The organism is Anaerotignum faecicola, assembly GCA_024460105.1.
Taxonomy (GTDB): domain Bacteria; phylum Bacillota; class Clostridia; order Lachnospirales; family Anaerotignaceae; genus JANFXS01.
This window is the reverse complement of record JANFXS010000579.1, coordinates 1-389: the sequence shown is the minus strand read 5'-3', so window position 1 is coordinate 389 and position 389 is coordinate 1. Positions and strand designations below refer to the sequence as shown.

The 389-nt window shown below is 29.6% G+C and carries 2 protein-coding genes; both read left to right on the top strand.

Going from position 1 to position 389, the window contains the following annotated elements:
• On the top strand, window positions 1–263 hold a 263-nt coding region (locus tag NE664_15485; protein MCQ4728035.1), incomplete at its 5' end, for a GtrA family protein.
• A partial coding sequence (locus NE664_15480; protein ID MCQ4728034.1) for a UDP-glucose 6-dehydrogenase occupies window positions 260–389 on the top strand: 130 nt, incomplete at its 3' end. The genes NE664_15485 and NE664_15480, both read left to right, overlap by 4 nt.

Here is a 389-nt window from a genome sequence, read left to right as displayed (position 1 = left end):
ATATCTGTAATAAAAATTTTGTATTTTGTAGTAAATGCGCCAATATGTCTGAATTAGTCAAAGAGTTTGGCAGATTCCTTGTCGCAAGAGGCGCTACTATGTTAATAGATTATTTAGGGTTAATTGTTTTAGTTGAAATTTTTAGTACCAATAAATTCATCACTAAATGTTTTATTACAATTTTTGTAATTGTCATTAATTATTTTACAGGAAAAAAACACGTTTTCAAAGGACACGAATTACAGGGGGAGCAAAGTGAATGAAAATAACAATAGCTGGTATGGGTTATGTAGGTTTAGCTAACGCAGTATTATTATCACAGCATAATGAAGTATATACGTTCGACCTTATTGCCGAAAAAGTAGAAATGATCAATTTAAAAAAATCTC